This is a genomic window from Brevibacillus dissolubilis (assembly GCF_006170445.1).
In the GTDB taxonomy this organism is placed as follows: Bacteria; Bacillota; Bacilli; order Brevibacillales; family Brevibacillaceae; genus Brevibacillus_B; species Brevibacillus_B dissolubilis.
The window spans coordinates 645753-662365 of sequence record NZ_VCNA01000001.1; the positions used below are offsets into that span (position 1 = coordinate 645753).

The 16613-nt window shown below is 52.0% G+C and carries 14 protein-coding genes; all 14 read right to left on the reverse strand.

Annotation, left to right across the window (positions count from 1 at the left end):
• Window position 1 precedes the first annotated feature (1 nt).
• The 14 genes from FGI41_RS01710 to FGI41_RS01775 all read right to left on the reverse strand — a co-directional run bounded on the left by FGI41_RS01710 (window position 2) and on the right by FGI41_RS01775 (window position 16494).
• A complete protein-coding gene (locus FGI41_RS01710) occupies window positions 2–1426 on the reverse strand; it encodes a contractile injection system protein, VgrG/Pvc8 family (RefSeq protein ID WP_139488163.1) in 1425 nt (474 codons plus the stop codon).
• Window positions 1423–2082: a hypothetical protein gene (locus FGI41_RS01715; protein WP_139488164.1), complete on the reverse strand. Its 660-nt coding sequence runs from the start codon at window positions 2080–2082 to the stop codon at window positions 1423–1425. Before FGI41_RS01715 ends, FGI41_RS01710 begins: the two co-directional genes overlap by 4 nt.
• A gap of 25 nt (window positions 2083–2107) precedes the next feature.
• Window positions 2108–2884 carry a DNA and RNA helicase gene (locus tag FGI41_RS01720; RefSeq protein ID WP_139488165.1) on the reverse strand — a complete coding sequence of 259 codons (777 nt, stop codon included), beginning with the start codon at window positions 2882–2884 and terminating at the stop codon, window positions 2108–2110.
• Between the two features lie 53 nt (window positions 2885–2937).
• Window positions 2938–5595, reverse strand: coding sequence for an acetate and sugar kinases/Hsc70/actin family protein (locus FGI41_RS01725; protein ID WP_139488166.1), 2658 nt, complete (start codon window positions 5593–5595; stop codon window positions 2938–2940).
• A 33-nt stretch (window positions 5596–5628) separates the two neighbouring features.
• Window positions 5629–6324, reverse strand: coding sequence for an iron-dependent peroxidase (locus FGI41_RS01730; RefSeq protein ID WP_176560073.1), 696 nt, complete (start codon window positions 6322–6324; stop codon window positions 5629–5631).
• Window positions 6321–7727, reverse strand: a complete 1407-nt coding sequence (locus tag FGI41_RS01735) for a normocyte-binding protein (RefSeq protein ID WP_139488168.1) — start codon at window positions 7725–7727, stop codon at window positions 6321–6323. The genes FGI41_RS01730 and FGI41_RS01735 overlap by 4 nt, the downstream gene beginning before the upstream one ends.
• Entirely contained in the window at window positions 7724–9712 is a 1989-nt protein-coding gene (locus tag FGI41_RS01740) for a PP2C family protein-serine/threonine phosphatase (protein WP_139488169.1), read from the reverse strand. Before FGI41_RS01740 ends, FGI41_RS01735 begins: the two co-directional genes overlap by 4 nt.
• 27 nt (window positions 9713–9739) lie before the next feature.
• Complete coding sequence (locus FGI41_RS01745; protein WP_139488170.1) at window positions 9740–10588, reverse strand: PP2C family protein-serine/threonine phosphatase; 849 nt, start codon at window positions 10586–10588, stop codon at window positions 9740–9742.
• Between the two features lie 5 nt (window positions 10589–10593).
• Entirely contained in the window at window positions 10594–11121 is a 528-nt protein-coding gene (locus FGI41_RS01750; protein ID WP_139488171.1) for an FHA domain-containing protein, read from the reverse strand.
• A gap of 22 nt (window positions 11122–11143) precedes the next feature.
• Window positions 11144–11728 carry an FHA domain-containing protein gene (locus FGI41_RS01755; protein WP_255298257.1) on the reverse strand — a complete coding sequence of 195 codons (585 nt, stop codon included), beginning with the start codon at window positions 11726–11728 and terminating at the stop codon, window positions 11144–11146.
• A 48-nt stretch (window positions 11729–11776) separates the two neighbouring features.
• Window positions 11777–12238, reverse strand: a complete 462-nt coding sequence (locus tag FGI41_RS01760; protein ID WP_139488172.1) for a J domain-containing protein — start codon at window positions 12236–12238, stop codon at window positions 11777–11779.
• A gap of 97 nt (window positions 12239–12335) precedes the next feature.
• Window positions 12336–12761, reverse strand: a complete 426-nt coding sequence (locus FGI41_RS01765) for a membrane-associated protease 1 (RefSeq protein WP_139488173.1) — start codon at window positions 12759–12761, stop codon at window positions 12336–12338.
• A gap of 115 nt (window positions 12762–12876) precedes the next feature.
• Complete coding sequence (locus tag FGI41_RS01770; RefSeq protein WP_139488174.1) at window positions 12877–15045, reverse strand: transcriptional regulator; 2169 nt, start codon at window positions 15043–15045, stop codon at window positions 12877–12879.
• A gap of 498 nt (window positions 15046–15543) precedes the next feature.
• The gene (locus tag FGI41_RS01775) at window positions 15544–16494 is read right to left on the reverse strand and encodes a serine/threonine protein kinase (RefSeq protein ID WP_139488175.1); all 951 of its coding nucleotides are present in this window, start codon (window positions 16492–16494) and stop codon (window positions 15544–15546) included.
• Window positions 16495–16613 lie beyond the last annotated feature (119 nt).

Sequence of the window (16613 nt, forward strand, 5' to 3'; positions counted from 1 at the left end):
TTTAATTGGTCTTCACTTCCTTCCCGTTGATCACGGTGCTGCCGTCCATTTTGATGCTACTCTGTTTGCAGCTGAGGCTGATCTGCTCCTTCGCTGAGATGATCACCTTTTTCTCGGAGTCAATCATGATATCTTCCTTGGAGATGAACTTGATCGGCTTGGTGCTGTAGATCTGGATTCCGTCTTTTTCGTTCATCTTGATGAAAATCTCGCCGTCTTTTGCCGTCAGCATGATCTCGTTGGGGCCAAACATCAGCTCTTTGCCGTTGGCGGTACGGAATACCTTCACATCAGGATTGTTCACCTTGTTGGTCTTGCCCTCACTGGAGTCTTTGCGCACGGAGCTCATCGCGATGCCGTCTTCTTCCTTATTGCCCGGGAAGTAGATGCGGACGTGGTCATTCATCTCTGGCATGACATACCAGCCACTGTTGCCTTCTGCGGTATAGACAGACGAATACGGGAAAAAGCAAGCCTCGCCCGGATTCTGCTTCTCGTCGATTTCCAAATGCACCTTGACCGTATCGTTGGCAAGCCCGATCACCTTGCCTTGGATCGAGACGCCTGAGATGCTTTCGTTGTAGACCGTTTTTTGGCTCATGCCGTCCTTGGCGCAGAGGATATAGCGGTGCTTGAGCAGACTGTTCTTCATCTCGGTGTAGGCTTCGGATACATAGAGGCTCTTACCCTTGATCTCGACCTTGTCTCCGAGGTCAAGCACTCTGTCCGTCTCCACTTCATAGTAGATGAAGTCGTTTTCCTGAACGGACGGGCCAGAATTCTGGGTCAGCTGGCGGTAGTCGGAGAGCTTCTTTCTGACGGTGTAGTGGAAATCCTCCAGCTTGCCCTTGGAGCTGCCCTCTGGTACACCGAAGAAAAATTTCGGTTTGTCAAATGCAGATGCCGGGATCAGACCCGTGTGCAGGCGGGAAGCCATCCGCTTGAGAAATTGCCAGTCCGTTTCCAGATATTGCATGGTGAACTTGCCGATGGTCGCGCCTTTGGACGCTTCGTCTATGGCATCCAGACCCGGATAGTCGGACGCCACCTGTTTGAGCAGGCTGGAGTAAGCCAGACCTTTGTTTTGAAAAGAACGGCTTTTGCGCTTGATATCCAGCTTGTAGCTATGCGAGACAGCTTCCACCTCGATGTAGTAGATGCCCCTGACGGCTTTGACTTCGATGGTCAGGACGATCCCGTTAAAAATCGGGGTGCTTTTCCCCGTGGCATCCACCTGTGACACCTGGATCGGGGTCTCGGCCTTGGTCATCTCCACATAGCTGTCTTTGAGCTGCTCTGGCACGATTCCGGTAAGATGCAGGCGGGCGTGCTCATTGATTTTTTTCGTGATGCGCAGCTCCAGCAGGTTGGACAGCTCGTATGGCACTATTTCCAAATTGTTGTAGCCAGTGACCGTCAGACTCACGGCTCCATTCCCCCTGTCTGTCGCCCGCTCCCCGTGATCTTGAGCGAATGCATGATCCCCCTGGCGATAGGCTGCCAATCCTGCATCTCATATTCCGTGCAGTTGAACGTGCAGAGCAGTGCCCGCTGATCCAATTGCAAAAAGAACAGCAGATTGTACACCTCCACATCCAACGCGGGGACGACGAATTCGAGAGTACCCACAGGTGTCCCGTTTACGATGGGGAGTTCTTTTCCGAGCCACTCGATCCCAGGCTGTGCCGTTTGCAAAATCTCTGCCATGTAGCTTTGGAAGTCTGCTAAGTCGCTGTCTTCTAGCGGGCTTTGGGTATGGTTGAGCGAGAGATTGATCGAGCCCGCTTCATTGGAGTAGATCAGGCTGGGGCGTCGGCCATTGGGGTATTTGAGCTCGGCCAACTTCTCTGGCATGATCGCAAACTTCTTCGGGAGCGCGATGGTTAGCTGACCGTCCAGCAGGCTTTTTTCTTCAAAAGAGATAAACTCGTCGTCGATCTTCATGATCATTTTTAAGAGGTCTTGGCCCGTGTCCCGTTTGGCTATGGCACCAGAGCCAAAGCGTCCGCGTACGGAATTGCTCTCGGTCTCCTCTTCTTTTTCCGCCAGCATTGCGATGATTTTCTCATCTACATGTTGCATGAATCTCACCTTCCTTCGAATTGATCTACTCCACAATCATCCGCTGCGGCCCGCCTTGTCTGGCGTCCAGCCGCGCACGGCCACCGCCCTTGACCTCATCGAGAATCCGCACCAGATATTTGTGAATCTGCGGATGGGTCATGTCCCGGTACCCCGTGCCCAGCCGATTGCCTATATAATGAAGAATCACGTCGCGCTCCACCGTCTCCTGATTCAGACACTGCATGGCAAAAGCGATGTCATACGGATGAGAGCAGCCACACCTCAGCATCTCCCCGGCAAAGTAGCGCAGGATCGCAGGTGCAAGTGTCGGCGAGGTCAAGCCCGCGTACTCTACATGGATGAGGTTGAGCGTGTTGAACTCTGTCGTGAAGTCAGCCAGATTCTGATAATCCGACCGCAGCCGTGAGCCTTCCTTCAGCTTGAACCGGCCCAGCTCCCGTTCATACGGTCTCACCTGCACCGCTTCATCCAATACTAGCTCGGCATCCCGTGTCGTGAAGTCGTTACCCTCCACCGCTTCATAAAAGCGGATTTTCACAACCGTCTCTTTGCCCGTATTGCGGTAGGGAATCTGCTGATCAGCCTCCAACAGATAGATCTGGCCCGCATGCTTGATGATTCCGCTCGTGATGCTCAGATGATCACGGTGGACCAGCACCTGTGCCCCTGAGATGATCCCATCTGAGTAATCCTGATAGCGCAGCTGGATGAAGTTCCTCGGATAGTCCCGCAGGTTCTCCAGCATCTCGATTTTTAAAATTCGACCTTTTGCAAATGTGGGATAGCGATTGGAAAACAAGGATGTCTCCCTCCCTTCAGTGCCTTCTCCCTTCATCCCCTTACTTCGTCCCATTACTTCATCCCGTCAAAGAAATCCAGCTCGGATAGATCGTTTTCAAAAGCGAAGAACTGTTTTCTGCCCAAGTAAAGCTGCTCATGCTGACGCGCGATCGGTACGACATGGAAGCCCCAGTTGTTTTCATCGGCGAACACACAGAATTTGACTTCGCCATTGCCCACGGCGTCGATGTCGTCCTGCGGAATTTTGCCGTGGAATCGGTCTGCGATCTCTTCATAGACGACCGGCTCGTATTGATCATGACGGTTGGTGTAGATGAACTTATGCCGTACATTCCCTTCGATCCCGCGCAAAAAGAATTCGATCTCCGACACGGTGACAGGCCGGGAAATATAGCCTTGGAACTGAACGAGCCGTTCGTGGCTTGCGATCAGCACCTTTTCCTGACGGCTGTGGGTATAGGCGCTGACCGAGTACGGCACGATCGGCGCATGGTTGGTGATGCTCGCCTCGATGAAGCCCGCTTTCTGCGCATGGAGGAAGCGAATCGCTCCGCGCAGGCAGGAGAGCTTCAGCTCCGCCACTTTCCCGGTATCCTCCGACTTCTGCCGGAACTCGATACTGCGGCCTGGCACGAACTCCTTCAACGCCTCGCGGAACACATCGATTCGGCATGACTGCCCTGTCAGCTTAATGATCGAGTAGTCAGACAAGCGCCCCTCTTCGTAGAAGCTTTCCAAGAACTTGCGAATGATCTCGTAAATATCCGCTTTGATCAGGTGGTTGATCTCCTTGATCGTAAACACGACATCCGGGAAATCATGCACATCGCGGAATCGCCCATCCTCCATGATCGACAGGCTCCAGCGTTCTACCGCCATGATGCGCAGGTCGTGCTCCTCCTGATGCTCTCCCTCGGATTGGAACCGATTGCGAAGAATCCCTGTCTTTCTGAAAAACTCCTTTTTCATCTCTTCTGCAATCTCCCAGAGGAAATAAAAATTGTTCTTCGCCCGCTGGTACTCATCACGCGTCCGATTCTCAAATTCTCTATAGCGGGTCGGGATGACCGCCTCCGCTTCCCGGTAAGCCGATTCGAACTTCTCATAGACCGCATCGATCCCGAACTCATCGACATGGCGGAACAGATCGGTGCCGGGTATGTCGATCAGGCTGTCGATATCAGCCATCCGCTTGCTTCTGGTGTAATAGTTGGCGAAGGCAATCTTCATGAACTGCATGATTTTGTACGTGATATTATTGCCGCCAAAATTGGTGTCGCCATTCTCATAGGTCGTGTGGATGTCGATCTTGTAGGTGATCTGTCCGTCCTCAATCCGAAAACGGCAGGAAGAAAGATCGGTCGTCCCCCCGCCGCAGTCGATCACCAGTGCCTTGTATTCTTCCCCGTCGAGAAACTGATTGCGCTCGATCTGATTGGCGATCGTGTTGTACAGGACCGCCAACCCTTCATCCAGTGAGACACCTGACTCGATCTGATACTCCGGCAGGATACCCGCGAACATCTCGGCGAACTGATTCTTCAGCTTCACCGGGCTTGTGATATGCAGATTCTTGAAACAGCATTTGAACTGATGCTCTGCCGTCTGGATCACATGGAGCAGGTAGGCGCGCAGGATGTCTTTTCGCTTCACGTGGGCGATACGTCCGTGGGGATCGACAAGCTCTTCCGTCTTCTCATAGCTGTTGACCCATCGCTTCAACCCGTGAAAGACGCTGACATGACTGCTGTAGCCGCTCTTTTTCATGTGCTTCTGTGCTTCGAATCCATAGGTGTAGCGGATGTTCTCAGGATCGGAGCAGTCTGTCACGCTGACGACGGTCGGCAACAGCTCGATCCACTCTTCCTCCCGCTGGCCTCTATTAGGAAACGTCACAAAATTGATCTGGTTCAGACGGATTTTCCCATTGAGCAGATCATGACTCGGCGGGGTGGAGATGTAATTGCTGTCGAGAAAAGCACCTGCCGTGGTGTTGGACGTGCCGAAGTCGATCGCAAGCACGGCTTCGGTCGTCTCCAGCGTACGGATCTCCAGATCGGCCACCGGGATGCGGTAATAGCGCAGGACGGCGGGTGGTAGCGGCCGATCCTGATGATAGGCGCGGTAGAGATATTCAGAGTCTTGTTTTTTGAAAAAGAGAAAATGGTAGTGCTTGTTGGAGGTGCGAACAAGCTCCATGCCCGGCTCCATCTGCAGATAATAGACGCCCGGCTCTGACGGGTCTTCCATCAGGTTGAGAATCCCGCAGAGCTCGAAGTGGTCGTTGACGATCAGGATATTGGATTCGCCCACCTCGTTGCCAGTCTCGACGCGGTAGCGGTCCAGCTTGTTGATCCCAAGCCCCTCGTACAGGGTGATCCGCGCAGGGATTTTGATGTGGCCGCTGTCAGACAGAGGTGTCTTGGCATAGGTGTGCAGAGCAGCTTCGACACGGGCGAAGCCATCTGCCACATGGGATTGGATCAGCAGCGTATCCTCTGCATTGCGGAATTGCAAAATCGTACGGATCAGCCCCTCGCGATCCAAGGTGTTGGCAAGCCCTTTGACCAGCTTCTCCTTATAGCAGATTGTCCGTAGCTGAAAGGTCGTCATCTCAGACAGCTCTTCGCGGGTATACGTGTTGGTCTGCCTGTTGCTGCGATCCATCCCGCTTTTATCGGAATACAATCGGTATGAATATCCGTTCAATTGGTATCTCTCCTTCCAAGCCAGCGGTCCGGATTAATAGAGCGCAATGCCCTCCATGCGCATCGTTTCCGTGACGCCCATGACGCCAAAATGATGGTTCCAATAAATCTGTGTGCGGTACGTAACAGGGAGGAAAATCTCTTGAATCACCGCGACCTGGGTACGTGCGATCTCACTCTCCTCCATCCCCATATAAAAAAGCAGCTCATCCTTGTCAGCCCCATTGGCATAGATGATCGGGTGGTGAAAAATCGCACGCATCGTCTCTTTGAACAAATAGACCGCTTCTCCCGTCTCATACAGCCGCAAGATGTGGAGTGCGATCTGCTCCTGCTGCGCTTGATCGAAAAGATGGATATGAGCCTTGACCCTGTCGCCAAAAATACCCGCTTCGATATCCCGCAGCACAAACTGGATATAATACTCCCGCTTGTTCATGCCTTGCATCTTGTCGATCTCCGCGAGAAAATGCACCAGCAGGTCAAACAGCGTGTGGCGCATTTCTTCCTCCTCTGTAAAATTCACATCGAACAGATCGCGGAAAATCTCATGGAAACGATAGTAGGGGTTGATCTCGACCACATGGTATTGCTCAAGCGTAGTCGAGTTGAGATGTTCGAAGCTCAGCTCCATGTAGGGTGAGTAGACTTTGGCTGGTACGAACTGAATATTCTCTAGCGGAATTTGGGAGCGACGGGCTTGGATGAGCAGATCCCAGATGTAATTCATGCCCATTCTCCTTCGCAGCGGTATTCTGGTACATGCCGCTCTACCTCAGATACCAGAAAGCTCATGATCTCGTTCTGGATAAACGGGGTGCCTTCGCGTGGCTTGAAGCGGAGCAGTAGGATGTTTTTGTCCTGATCGACTCTGATCTGGTCGCGGATGAAGGGGTTCATCGGATAGGTGGTTCCACTGAGGTAGCCAACTCCACTGAAATAAGACGTATCATTCAAATTCGTAAACCCGCCCGACTCCCTGATCTCGATATCGACCAGTTCCACATACTTACTCGCTTCAAACGAATGCACAATCCGCAGAATTTCACCTTTTGACCGCACGGCGATCACCTGTTTTTGCGCGAACTTCCCGATAAAACTTTTTTTCCTTCTATTAGATAGCAGTTCGTATTCCAACCGCCCGATCTGATTGTGAACCGGCTGGGTGATCTTCCACACATGCCACATGCCTGCACGCTCTTGGGGCGAGACGATGGTCAGCTCGTCGACGGTGCGTTTGATATAGCGGATTGGTTCACTCCCCGCGTTGGAGTCATCCCCTGCTGCATAGGCATCCACGAGATAGCCGTGCTCGACGCCTGTTTTTCGCAGGGGAAGGACATGCTCGAAGTTGACCCGATCATCTGCTGGTATGGGGAAGCCGCTGTTTTTGAGCGTTAGCCGCTCGATGTTCCACAGCGGGATGACGTCCACCCTTTTAAAAGGCTCGTATTCTTCCAGATCGACGTGAATGGAAATGATCTCGTCCTCGCTTCTCAATCCAGTGGCCCCTGTCAGAATCACATCGAAAAACTTGTGGGCATACGGGTGGTTGACCGTTTTCCACGGGATGTTGTTCTTCTGGAAGGCGTGGTAGAGCTTCTCGATCTCGTGCAGGTAGGTACGGTTGGGTTCGAGCCGGGCTTGGATGGGGTAGATGCCAGAGGTGGTGGTGATCGTGCCGGTAAAGAGGCGAGGTTGGATCGGAGTAGAAGTTCTGCTTGTCATTGCGTGATGATCATCACTGCTTGTTCTGTCAATGTCCGTCACCCCTTGCAACGTCCTGACATCACACTCCAAATAGACGGGCATCAACCGTACATCCTCCCCATTCGCAAGCGCAGAGAGTAACGTAGGCATCTCCCACGTCAGTGGCTCGACATCCTCTGGAATCATCGGAAACAGGAACTCATGAATCGGGTCTACCTCCTGCCGCGCACACAGCGTCGCGTACACATCATGCTTCTCTTCCCAATCCTCGATCTCGTTGAAGACCCGCTCTTCCAGCCTGCGGTTCATCTCCTCCTGATACTCCACCAGGTTCAAAAAAACACCTGTGACGATATTCTTCAGCAATTTGCGCTGCTCCAGATCATCGATTTTGCTCAATCGGTCCAGTATGATCTCTCTCATGGCGTTCCCCCTGCTTCCCGCCGTTGTTCGGTTGTGGCTTCCATGCCCTTCATGTCGGTACCGGATGCTTTTTCAGCGGGTGGTGTGGGGACTAGAGTGGTCGGGGGTTCCATCTGAGTGCGGGTTGGTGCGGTAGAGGAGGTCTGGACATGCTGTGGAGTCTCGGTGTATTGGATGGCTCCGCTATGGGCGGGCTGCGTGGCTGGGATCGGTGGCGTCACTACTCCCTGAGTCGACTGCGGCTGCGTACCGCCGTTCTGAACGGGTTGCGGCGCAGAGGCCTGCTGCTTCGATCCATTTTGCGGAGTCTGCGGCACTTGTTGCATCACCCCAGCCTGACTCTGCGGCACAAAAGCTTGATTCCCGACCATCCCAACACCAATACCAGCAAAACCAGCAGCACCAGCTACTCCAGCCCCCGGCAACATCGCTGACGCCGCCAACGGCTCGGGATTGAGCTTCTCCTGCACCTTCGCGATCTTGCGCTCCACACCTAACACCTTTTCCATCATGCCTGCCTCTTGGTAGATCTCCTGTGCCGTGATATACGCATCCATCGCCCCGTTGTAATCCTCTTGGGCGAGGCTGTCATCCCCCAGCTTTTCCTGCTTTTCTGCATCCAGCTGATGCTTCGCCTGCTGCAAACCTGTCATCTTGGCTTGGGTCTCCAGCATTTTTTGCTTGATCTCCTGATCACCGGCGGTAAAAGAAGCCTCGATCGCCGCCAGCTTCGCCTGTTGATAGATCGCCAGCGCGCCGATGTAATCTTGTTTTTCTGCGCGCAGGTCGCCTTCCTTGACCCAGTTCATCACTTGGATATAGGACTTCATCTGATAGATTTTGTCCTCCAGCTCCTGTTGGTCAAAAAGCTCCTGGTTCTTCGCTTCTTTTTTGGCACTCTCGTATTTGGTCAGCGCTTTGCCGTAATCGCCGTCTTTCGCCAGTGTGTCGCCGTCGACAATCAGCTGGGTGACTCTGTGTTTTTTGCCGATCAGCTGGGTGTGTACTTTGTCCTTTACCTTGATTGCGGCATTGCGGCCTTCGCTGTATTCCTTCAGGGCCTTGGCATAATCTTTATCCTGAACAAAAGCATCCCCGTTCTTGTCATGGTCCAAGATGCTTGCGGCCGTCTCCGCCTGTCTCGCCATGCTCTGCGCCTGATAGTACCACGCACCACCGCCGAGCAGTGCGAACAGACACACCGCGACCGCGACCTGCTTTGCGATCCGCCACTTTTTGCCGGGGTCTTCCTGAAATGTCTTATTGGCAAAAATCGCTGCCGCTGTGTAGTTATCCACATGGCGTCTCTGCTTGCTGAGCAGCACCTCTTCGAGCGTATCCACCAGCTCCTGCGGGTCTTGGGCGGCTTCCACGGCATCGGCCATCTCAGCCCCATCGACCCCTTCCCACATACCAGCGGAGCAGAGCAAGAGAATATCGCCGTCCATCAGGCGCTGTTTTTTGGACAGGAATGGTTCGATGTAGCCCGGTTTGCCGAGGTAATGCAGCAGGTTGTGACGCTCCTCATGCGTATCCAAGCGGTCCTGTGGGATCTCCTCGTTGTTAGCCAGCACTTGGGCGAGACTCTGGTCATGACTTCTCAGATGCAGGTGTCCATTGCGAAAATGATAGAACCGCGCATTGCCGACCGTGGCCCACATGATCTTGGAGTAGTCGGTGACGATCACGACGAGGGTCGCTTTTAGGCGGACACGCTTGCTTTCTTCCTGCAAAAGTCTGTGTGCCTGCCGGATATAGTGCTTGATCCGCCAGCGGGAGAGTGTCGGCTTGTGCATGAAGTTGCCCAAGATGCTTTTTGCCACCAGCTCCGCACTGTCTACTTCTCGATCGGTATCCAGTCCGTGGGCAAGCACCCAGCAGGCTTTATCATCTTGTTCCACGCAGGCGTAATAATCGCGGTTCTGGATATGGGTGCCTGCTTCTGACAGGAACGCGGATATGAACTCGCTGTTGTCCTTTCTCATTCGTCTGCTTCGCTCCTTCCCCCAGGTCTATCTGATTGGTTCCATGATGATGATGGTTGCATTGTCCTGATATTTGAGCCGCTTGCGCTCGACGGCCCCGATGATCTCTTCGGCCGCGTCATGAGGCGAGAGACCTTTGGCGAGAATCCGCTCCAGCTCTACCTCTGTCAGCGTGTTGTAGACCCCGTCACTTGTGAGAATCACCAGATCCCTCCGTCGCAGACGGAACGGTTCTTGGCAGATCTCCATGCTTTTGAAGCCTTCATAGCCAAGATAATTGATCAGCTGATTACGGATCGGACTATGGATCGCTTCGTCCCGCGTCACTTCTCCCGCGAGGTACCGTTCGGTCAAGACCGTCTCCAGCGTGTGCTTCTGGTTCATCACATGAAGCTCGCCATTGCGGTAGATCGAGAGAAGGCTGTCTCCCACCGCGCCCCAGTAGAGCAGGTCGCCTTGGATGATCGCCGCGACCAGTGTCGTCCCCCCGGTCGCTCCCCGAAAACGACGGATGATCTCGGTATTGCTGTGCTTAGCCGCCCTGCCGAAAAAACCAGCCACATCCATCCGACCGTCCAGATGCGTAAACTCGTTGATGAACGTGTTCACTGCAATCGTACTCGCCAGCCGTCCATTCGTCAGACCACTGATCCCGTCAGCCAGCACCGCAATCGTCCCATGCGCAGTGACCGCCGTTGAAAAGTAGTCATCCTGCTCCGCCCGTCTCCCGATGCTCTGTCCGTTACCAATCCGGACCATCTGCTGCGGCCCTGTCTCCCTGCCGAGCAGCAGCATTTTTATCCAAAGTAAAAATAGTAGAATAGCGATAAACCCCAACAAAATCATAAAAGAATGCAGATCAAAATCATCCAGCATATCGCCTACGCCTCTTGCTTCGCATTTTCCCACTCGAAGTGAACGCCACAGAGCGGGATAAAAATGAATTTGCTTCGCCCAAGCTGGATCACATCATACGCGGACAGCTCCACCGGCGAATAGATCGCTTCGTTGTTGTGGTACGCCAGACCGGATGCATCCCCCGGCAGCATGTAAAAGTTGCGCTTTTTCGGATCATAGACGATCACGGCATGATTGCGACGGGAGATGGTGTTGTCCCCGATGATGCGGATGTGCATCTCCTCTGCCCGGCCGATAAAATTCTTCTCCGACATAATCCGGTAATCTTGACCCAGCTGCGGGCCCTCGATGCAGACGAGCCAGCCTGTCACCGGCTCGACTCCCTCTGTCTCGCCCAGATACGGCATCGTTTTGTCGTCTTCCTCATATCTCGGTACGCGTCCACCCGCCCCTGACACCATCTGATCCACGACGATATTACAATAGGGGCATGTGCTTCCGTGTTTTCTTGTACTGAACATGTGTCCATTGGCGCATCTTGTCAAACTCATCTGAAATCTTCCCCCTCGTTCGTTATTTCAACAGAATCCGCGTATTTGCGATGTAGATGATATCGCCAGCTTTGATGATGTGCGGCTTTTGGCTCTCCAGCCTGCTTTTGCCGCTTTGGCTGGCCTCCTTGATCCCTGTTCCGTTACGGGAATCAATATCCTCGATATACCACTGACCATTGGCAAAATTCAGGACGGCATGCTGCTTGCTGATGAGCGACGCATACTCGGTCTCGCTCAGGTCGATATCGACTTCGCCCTGCAACGAGTTTTTGCCGATCAACAGACTGGTCTCTCCCTGCACCGTCCATTCTCTTACGTACTTGCCCTCTTCATCCAAAAGGATCAACTGGGAAATCCCCGTGCTCACCTCGCGAGCAGCCGTCTTGGGCGGCGACTGTGGCCACGTATAGATCACATAGCCCAATGCCGCACCTGCGACGAGGAAGCTGACCGCCACCTTCAGACTGTCATTGGTATTGAATCCAAACGCATAGATGACCGCCGCGATCAAGGTTATCACGATTAGCGTGTTGACGACCTTGACTCCGGGAGACTGCCCCGTTGCTTGCGATTGCGCTTGGTTGGTTTGAATTGCTTCTCTCACGATGAATCACCCTCTCTCATACTCGTAGCTATATGTGATGGTAGCGCGTTACCTTTTTTTCTTGACGTTAAAAAAGCCTTCAAATAGGTTCGTCGTATCAAGCGGATTTTTCTTAGCTTGGTTCTGCTGGTTCAGCGTAGTTTCCCCTGTTCGTGGGTTGAAGCCGAAAAATTGGGCGAAATTCTTTTCAATGTTTTGGAAATCAAATCCATTGGCATAGCCTGCTTGCTGATGCGCTGCTCCGGCACCTGCCTGTTGCTGCTGGGAGCCTCGGCTGCCATGCTTCTGGCCTGCTCCTTGTCCCGCCATCCGCGCATCATAGGCACTTCTCTCTACTTCATCACTTAGCGTGCGGTACGCTTCGTTGATCTGTTTAAACTTCTCTGCTGATTCGGCACTGCCCCCGTTGGCATCGGGATGGTGCTTTTTCGCCAGAACGCGATAGGCTTTCTTGATCTCGGCGGGTGTCGCCTGAGGGTGAAGTCCAAGGATTTCATAGTAATTCGTCATCTTCTTCATCCTTGCTGAAGGGTTTAGTTGGAAAGAGATATGCAAAAGGCATGTCGCCCCCTGCATATCTCATCTCCCTGTACGTTTGCTTTATGAACTAGACAGCGTAGCCGCCTTCGATCTTCGCGTGTTCGGTTTTGTCTTTTTTCTGCTTGATAAAGATCGTGAATTCACCCACGCCCTCGGTATCGCCGAAACGCTCGCTGTAGTCAACCACGAATGCGTTCGGGAAGTGAATTTTGCGAACCACTTGGTCAGCGGCGATGACTTCGAGAGTCAGCTTGCGGTAGCAATCTGCTTTTTCTGCTGGTACAAGGGACCAGAGAGCCAGCTTCATGGTGTCATCGGCATTGTCGCCGTCTACTGCGGTGATGATTTTGCCGGTCATTTTGAGGATGGCACCCACGTCAGTAGATCTTGCGTTGGAGTCGTTCGGAGTGTCTGTCTCATAGTAGACCGTCTTGATGTTGTCCATTCCCAGTTCGATTGTTTCTGCACCTTCAACTTTCAATTTGAAACCCATAGATAATGCCTCCCTTTTCTTTATGGTTCTTCCCATGATCGCTATGTACGTCACGGGTTATATGTATAGAGGAGCGCTCCCAATAGCCTGGGATACACGCCTCTTATACAAGCAGTTACGCCCTGACGGCGGATGTGGCCTTGGTGATCGATACCTCGAGGTTCTTCACGTTGCCGTTGAAGACCAGATCGATCTGGCACGTGTTGCTCTTCTCATCAATGATATAGTTGATGTCGTCACCGTCTTGGATGACGGAGTTGACATAACTTTTGCTGTTCAGCCATCTGCTCTTCTGGCTGCCTGGGTTGTTGCTGAAGAATTTGACGATGTTGTCATGCTTGAAATCACTCGTCTGGAAGCGCAGAATCCGCTCCACATAGGTACTCACGAGTGTTTTGTAGACAGAGTCAAATCCGTCCTCAGTCATCGCGAGGCTTCTCGCTTTGTAGACCGTGATGCGCTTGATGTCCTTGCCTTGCAATTGGGCATTTTCAGACGAGAAGACGAAGCCGAAGTTACGGCGGTTGATCGCATCCTTGATCGTGTTGGTGAAGCCTGTGATCTCCTTCGCCATCGTCGTGACGGTACGCAGGCTGTTGTCCCCTGCCTCGATGTCAAAGCGCACACCTGGGTATTCGCGGCTAACATTTTTGTAGGATTCCTTGAGATAATCCGGGCATTGGCAAGCAGCCATAAGACCTGCTGCGACGAAGCTTGCCCCGACGTAGACGCCCTCGATCCAGAGCTTGAGGATGTCTTCTTTTTCCTTGGAGAGTCGGACGCCGTCTTCGGTTTGCAGCATCTTGCTGTCGATCACGACGCCGGATTTATCTTTGGGGATGATCGTGAAGTTCGGAATGCACGGGATGGCAAATTCACTAAAGTCTTTGCGCACCAAGACACCGCATTTGTCGATGTACTTGTCAATGCCTGAGGTCGCCATACTGTTGAACGTGGTCTCCTCATCGTTCATGAAGCTGAAGAAGAGCTGAATTTTATAGTTTTTGACAATCTCTAAAAGCATCGTCAGTGATTCCATCGTATTGCCGTCCTGCTTGACGACTTTTTCAGTCCCACGGAAACGCTCACGGCTGACCTTTGCTTTACCAGCCGATTCCAGCTCGATGGATGGAACAATCCCAAACCAGATGGTGTCCGTGAAGTCGTTCTTGGAGTTAACGGTGTTAAGATAAGTTTCCAGACGGGGTACGTTGTTGCTCTTGACCATCATGTCCAGCTTGGCATTGGTCACGAGCAAGGTTGGCTGCATGCCCTTGTTCTTGGTCGCGTATTGGTCAAAAAACATCTTGACGCCGAGAATCTTCTCGACCAACGGCTTGACTGTTTTGACGAAATCGTCCTTGGCGTTCTTGTAGAACTCCAGATAGGTGTTGTAGTTCTGCACCTCTGTCTCGATGTCGATCTCGTTCTGCACCGCAGGCAGCGGGCAGAAGGTACGCACCACCAGGTCTTTGACATAGGACGATGGAGTCTCGGTGATCGACTCATAATCATCCTCGAAGACGCTGATCAGACCTGTGCTGCTGTTGTTGTCGATGACCATCAGATCAGTGCTCTCCGCCTTGGGAGCCTCGATGATCTTGAGCTCACCCTTCTCCCCGATGCTCAAGAGGCCGATCTGGATCGCTTCGGACTTGTTGTCCTCCTGCGTGCCGCCCAGGAGCAGTCTCGTCTTGATATCCTCAATCGCGAGAGGCAGCATCGCCATCACGTTGTTGTAGTTGCGGCTGGCATCTTCGAAGAGATTATTCAGCTTGTCGCCAAGCTCCAGCTTCTTCGGATCGCCCTCATCCAAGCTATCGTACTGATTATGTAAATAGTGAATTTCCTTCCGCACCTGACGGATATCATCCATCACCTTTTTCGGTGAGATCATATCAAGCAGGTTCTCAAACTTGAAATCCACATTCGTGATGCCCTGACTACGCTTCGTGTCGATCAGTGTAAACAGCATTTTCAAAAAATCGTTGTTCTGGTCCACCCGGATTTCGGAGATGCAGTCCTCGGAGATTCCCTCCGGCTTTTTCAGGGTATACATCACCTTCTGGTTGGCTGCGTTATAGAACGAGTAGACCGTCGGCGAGAATTTGTCCAAGAAATCATCAAAGCTTTTGACCAGCAATTGTTGATGGATCTCTTTAATTTTGTCGTCGCTTAGGCTGTCGCTGCCCTTCACATCCCCTACGATGGTGATCAAATCCAGCTTCTCCGGGTTGATTTCCTCGAAAAGAATCGTTCGGTTGGTCTGTGTAATGATGTCCATAAGTTTAGTCCCATAAAATTTTGCCAGTCATTTCTGATGGAGACCCGCAAAATCTTATAGTCTCCCCCTTTCTATGACATTTTGATGAGAACGGATAAATCCAACTGTCATTTCATGTTATTTCAAAATTCCTCACTCATCATAGTGAAAAATGGATGATTCTGTCAATAACACCTATTTGTGTGACTTTATTCCCGTTTAACTGTCCTAAATCTCATTTTTTCTGGCACCGTTTGTCCTTTTTTACTAGAAAAGTAAGGATGAATTCACCTGTTTGTGATTGACTTTGCTCAAAATGGTTTAGGACATAAGTTTTTGGTAAAACAAATCAATAGTCTGGAAGTCACCCCAAAAAACTTCTCCTTGTCGAAAAATCTTATAATTCCGTCGATTTTTTCGTTACAAAAAAAAGAGATGTTCTACCCCTTGCAAGTGCGAAAAACACTTCCAAAAGGTGAACATCTGCATAAGACGATGATCCTATCAAAATGGCTAAATTCATTTGGTAACAGGTGCGTCGGTTGGTTTGTCCTTCAAGAAAAAACGTTCGAGCGAAAGTGCTGCCTGGAGAAATCGCAGCGAAAAGCGCCGCCGCGCCGCCGAAACAGTTAAACCCCGCATGATCAGTGATGCCAAAAGCGGGTTCACATTCCGATTCGCACAGGACTGGATCGGCTCGATCTCATCCTCGATCAGCCTCTGGGACACATCCAATGGCGCTTTTCCACAGAGGCAAAAATACAGCACCGCACACAGGCTGTACAGGTCGGAATGCGGCCCCTGCTGCGAGGTGGCGGAGTATAATTCCAGCGGTGAATACCCGATAGAGGTAAAAATACGCTGATTCGTTTGATTGGAAAAGTGAATCGCCGACCCAAAATCGAACAGCTTCAGCTCACCTTTATGATTCACCATAATATTCTGTGGTTTTATATCACGATGGATGATCCCCCTTTTGTGGAGGTGCTCCAAAGCGTCGATCAAGGGGCCAACCGACAATAGGGAAAAAGGCCATCTTTTGTGATTATTGTGAATTACCTTGTCAAGGGTCCTTCCCCGACAGTATTCCGTGACGATATAACTAGTCCCATTTTCCTCAAAATGATCGACATACCTGACGATATGCTTATGACGCACCTCCCGCAGAATTTCCGCTTCGCTGAGGAAGGATTGCTTCAGCTCCTGAAATTGCTTTTTAGTCGAGGGCATCCGGCATAGCACGCCCTTGTGATCCAGATCGCGGATCGCCAAGCTGGCTGGGAAGAACTCTTTGAGGAAGAGATACGTGCGGCTTGTCTGGTGGTAGACGATATAGCCGACGGAGAGCTCTGTCCAGGAGATGGCGCGGCGGATGCGGTATTCCTGCTGGAGGATGGTTCCTTTGGGCAGACTGGTTTCATAGCGTGAGCTAGTTTCTTTGGCCGTTTGGGATTTGAGCGCTTGGGGCATAGAGGTTCCTCCTTTTTGGTGAGGATGAATTGGGATAGTATAGCATTTTCTGGAAGATAGGAAAAAGGGGGCACTCTTGCGTCTTGTGTACGGGAATTGTTAAGCCCGCTTGATATTCA

Coding starts and splice junctions, on each gene's coding strand:
- FGI41_RS01715 (WP_139488164.1), bottom strand. CDS start 2,082: ATGCAACATGTAGATGAGAAAATCATCGCAATGCTGGCGGAAAAAGAA.
- FGI41_RS01730 (WP_176560073.1), bottom strand. CDS start 6,324: ATGAATTACATCTGGGATCTGCTCATCCAAGCCCGTCGCTCCCAAATT.
- FGI41_RS01735 (WP_139488168.1), bottom strand. CDS start 7,727: ATGAGAGAGATCATACTGGACCGATTGAGCAAAATCGATGATCTGGAG.
- FGI41_RS01740 (WP_139488169.1), bottom strand. CDS start 9,712: ATGAGAAAGGACAACAGCGAGTTCATATCCGCGTTCCTGTCAGAAGCA.
- FGI41_RS01745 (WP_139488170.1), bottom strand. CDS start 10,588: ATGCTGGATGATTTTGATCTGCATTCTTTTATGATTTTGTTGGGGTTT.
- FGI41_RS01750 (WP_139488171.1), bottom strand. CDS start 11,121: ATGAGTTTGACAAGATGCGCCAATGGACACATGTTCAGTACAAGAAAA.
- FGI41_RS01760 (WP_139488172.1), bottom strand. CDS start 12,238: ATGACGAATTACTATGAAATCCTTGGACTTCACCCTCAGGCGACACCC.
- FGI41_RS01765 (WP_139488173.1), bottom strand. CDS start 12,761: ATGGGTTTCAAATTGAAAGTTGAAGGTGCAGAAACAATCGAACTGGGA.
- FGI41_RS01770 (WP_139488174.1), bottom strand. CDS start 15,045: ATGGACATCATTACACAGACCAACCGAACGATTCTTTTCGAGGAAATC.
- FGI41_RS01775 (WP_139488175.1), bottom strand. CDS start 16,494: ATGCCCCAAGCGCTCAAATCCCAAACGGCCAAAGAAACTAGCTCACGC.